Here is a 3,311-nt window from a genome sequence, read left to right as displayed (position 1 = left end):
AGGCGCCCGCCTCGATGCGACAGCAGGTCGTGGGCGGTGCTAATCTGATGCGGTCGCCGAGCGACATGGGGCTATGGCGCAGTTGGTAGCGCGTCTCGTTCGCAATGAGAAGGTCGGGGGTTCGAATCCCCCTAGCTCCACATTTGTCCTGAGCCGCGACATCCTTGACAGAGGGTGTCGCGGCTCAGGCTTTTCTGCGTGGGTTCGCTGTGGGGCGGGGCGGGGGCTTCGGGTGGTGAGGCCATGGGTCTCCAGCGCACGGGCGAGCGGCCCGCTGGCCTCGGGCCGGAGTCGGCATCACTCGCAGGAGGCTCCTCTGCGGGTCGACCGATCTATGCGGTGACCTGGGCCTGCCCAGCGGCGGACTCGGTGTCCTCCGGTGCGGTTGCAGCGGGCAGGCGGAGGAAGATCGCGAGGACGGCCGCGGCGCCGACGGCGATCGCGGCGTTGACGCCGATCGCGAGCTGCAGGCCCGGCAGCAGGGTGGTGGCGACGACGCCGGTGGCGATGGCCGACATGACCGGGGTGCCGAGGGCGATGCCGACCTGCTGGCTCATCGTCACGATCCCGGTGGCGAGGCCCTGCTGGGCGGCGGGGACGCCCGCGGTGGAGGCGACGACGTAGCCGACGATCGCCACGAGGTTCGCGATCCCACCGACGAACGTGAGGATCAGGACCGGGATCAGCCAGTCCCGACCGTCGCCGGCGAACGCGAGCGGAGCAGTCGCTGCGGCCTGCACGAGGAGGCCGGCGACGACCGAGGTCCTGGCGCTGGTCCGGCCGATGATCCTCGGAGCGATGAGCCCGCCGATCACGGTGCCGAGGCCGAGGACGCCGAGGACGAGCCCGGCGGTGATGGCGGAGTATCCGAGGATCTGCTGGAGATAGAGGGTCAGCAGGAACACGAGGGAGGTGAAGGTGCCGAACGCGAGGAGACCGGCGATGTTGCCCCAGCAGATGTTCCGCCGCGTGAGCAGGCCCGGCGCCACGAGCGGTTCCTCGACGCGGCCCTCGATGGCGAAGAACACGACGAACAGGAGAAGGGCGGCCAGGATCGGCCCCCAGCTGCCGGGGTGGCTCCAGCCCGCGTGGCCGGCGGTGTCGATGCCGACCACCAGGGCGACCAGGGCGAGGGTGATGGTGATCGCGCCGGGCACGTCGAGCCGCGGCCGCGGCCCGCGTGCGGGCTCCCGCAGCACGAACGGGGCGACCACGATGACGGCCACGGTGACGACGACGTTGAGGAAGAACGCCCACCGCCACGAGACCGTGCCGGTGAGCAGGCCGCCGAGCACGGCACCGGCGGTGAAGCCCGCGGCCATGAGCGCACCGTTGAGGCCGAGCGCCTTGGAGCGTGCCGGGCCCTCGGGGAACATCGTGGTCATCAGCGACAACGCTGCGGGGGTGACCATCGCCGTGGCGATGCCCTGCCCGACACGGGCGGCGATGAGCAGTCCCGGCTCGGTCGCGAGACCTCCGGCAAGCGACGAGATGCCGAGGAGCGTGATGCCGATCATGAACAGCCGCTTGCGGCCGAACAGGTCGGCGACCCGACCGAAGAACAGGGTGAATCCGGCGGCGCACAGCGCGAAGGAGGTGACGATCCACTGCAGGGCGGAGGTCGTGAACTCGAGCTCGGCGCCGATGTGCGGGAGGGCGACGTTGAGGATCGAGAAGTCCACAGCGAGGGTGAAGTTCGCCGTCAGCAGGACGGCGATCGCGATCCTCTGGATCGGCGTGAAGCGCTCCGCCGAGATCGAGGTCGCGGCAGGGTCCGGTGGTGCGGTGTCTGTCGTGCTCATGCCACACAGACTCGGGCCGCGCGAATGAGGCAGCCAGGACCCCGGATCGCCTGGCCTGTCGTTGCCTAGCACTCGCAGGGCCAGGCTCCGCTCGCAGGAGTGGGCGACAATGGACGCCATGGCAGCACCGTCTCTGGACACGGACGGCCCGGTCACCGAGCTGGGCGAGTTCCTGCGCTCTCGCCGCGGCCGCATCTCCCCCGAAGAGGCCGGCGTGAACTCCTACGGCCGCCGCCGCGTGCCGGGCCTGCGCCGTGAGGAGCTCGCGCAGCTCGCCGGCGTCTCCGTCACGTATCTGACCCGGCTGGAGCAGGGTCAGTCGCAGAACGCCTCGGAGGCGATCATCGACGCGCTCGCCCGCGCGCTGCGCCTGGATGCCGACGAACGCGCCCACCTGTACGCGCTGGCGCACCCGGCCCCGGTCAGGCGGCCTCAGACATCGAGGCCGGAGGTCGCCAAGCCCGGAGCGGAGCAGCTGCTGCACTCGATGGGCGATGTGCCTGCGGTGCTGCTGGGCCGGTTCAACGACATCCTCGCCTGGAACCGGGCCGGGCATCTGCTGCTGGCCGGGCACCTGGACTGCAACGCGCCCTCCGGCGTGGAGGATCGTCCGAACCAGCTCGCACTCCTGTTCCTGGATGAGCACACCCGCGACCTCTACGTCGACTGGACGGACGAGGCCGCCCTCGCGGTCGCCTCGCTGCGGTATGTCGCGGCGCAGTTCGCCGACGATCGTCGCCTCGCTGCCCTGGTGGGCGAGCTGTCGATGAAGAGTCCCGAGTTCGCCCGGCTCTGGGCGAGCCACGACGTCCGCCTCTGCACGAGCGGCAGCAAGCGGGTCCGGCACCCCGAGGTCGGCGACATGGAGCTCGGCTACGAGGTGCTGCATCTGCCCGAGGGCAACGGGCAGCGCATCCTCACCCACACCGCTGAACCCGGCAGCGCCTCTTCCGCCGCCTTGCGGCTGCTCACCTCCGCAACGTGACGGCGCATCACCATGGGCGGCAGCGGCAGGACCGACCAGTGACGAAGCGCTTCGAGGGGAATCCTCCTCGGAGCGCTTCGTCCGTCTGCCGGCATTCGGGCGGCGAACCGCTCTGCGAGCAACCGGCGGGGGCCCACCCGGCGGCCGGGTCGCTCGTGAGGGCGTTCAGCATGATCTCTTCCGCCCCGTGCGCTCCCGCGAGCGCGGTCAGCTCGGAATGCACCTGATCGGAGGTACCGCCGATGCTGCACCTGCGATCCTCTGACACACCCGGGGCGATCCGAGGCGACGCCTAGGGTGCCATGCCGGTCATCTCGGCGGTGCGCTCCCAGAGCGCCTCGCAGCGTTCGAGGGAGAGGGTGTGATCGGGGGTGGTGACGTGCTCGCGGTCCACGAAGAACTGCCCGTTGACGCCGTCCAGGCTCGGGTCGGTGGCCGCCCATTCGGGGGTCTCCGCTCCCTGGTCGGGGGTCTTCCTGGCGGGGTTGAGCTGGACCATGGTGGCCAGCGCCTTCTCCAGTCCG

2 protein-coding genes, 1 tRNA gene and 1 pseudogene are annotated in these 3,311 nt (G+C 70.6%); 2 read left to right on the top strand and 2 right to left on the bottom strand.

Going from position 1 to position 3,311, the window contains the following annotated elements; genetic code table 11:
- Positions 1-67 precede the first annotated feature (67 nt).
- A tRNA-Ala gene (locus ACOJSN_RS15940) sits at positions 68-140 on the top strand.
- Positions 141-332: 192 nt separating this feature from the next.
- Here the strand turns inward: ACOJSN_RS15940 and ACOJSN_RS15935 are convergent.
- A complete protein-coding gene (locus ACOJSN_RS15935; RefSeq protein ID WP_420113475.1) occupies positions 333-1,802 on the bottom strand; it encodes an MFS transporter in 1,470 nt (489 codons plus the stop codon).
- Positions 1,803-1,920: 118 nt separating this feature from the next.
- On the opposite strand from ACOJSN_RS15935, the gene ACOJSN_RS15930 reads away from it, so the two are divergent.
- On the top strand, positions 1,921-2,787 hold the full coding sequence (locus ACOJSN_RS15930; protein WP_420113474.1) for a helix-turn-helix transcriptional regulator: 867 nt from the start codon (positions 1,921-1,923) through the stop codon (positions 2,785-2,787).
- A 292-nt stretch (positions 2,788-3,079) separates the two neighbouring features.
- Here ACOJSN_RS15930 and ACOJSN_RS15925 read toward each other — a convergent pair.
- Positions 3,080-3,311, bottom strand: a pseudogene (locus tag ACOJSN_RS15925) (hypothetical protein); the annotation flags it as partial.

Origin of the sequence: Pseudactinotalea sp., assembly GCF_048594945.1 — a bacterium.
Taxonomy (GTDB): domain Bacteria; phylum Actinomycetota; class Actinomycetes; order Actinomycetales; family Beutenbergiaceae; genus Pseudactinotalea.
Note: the sequence above shows the minus strand (reverse complement) of the source record. Positions and strands in the feature narration are given on the sequence as shown.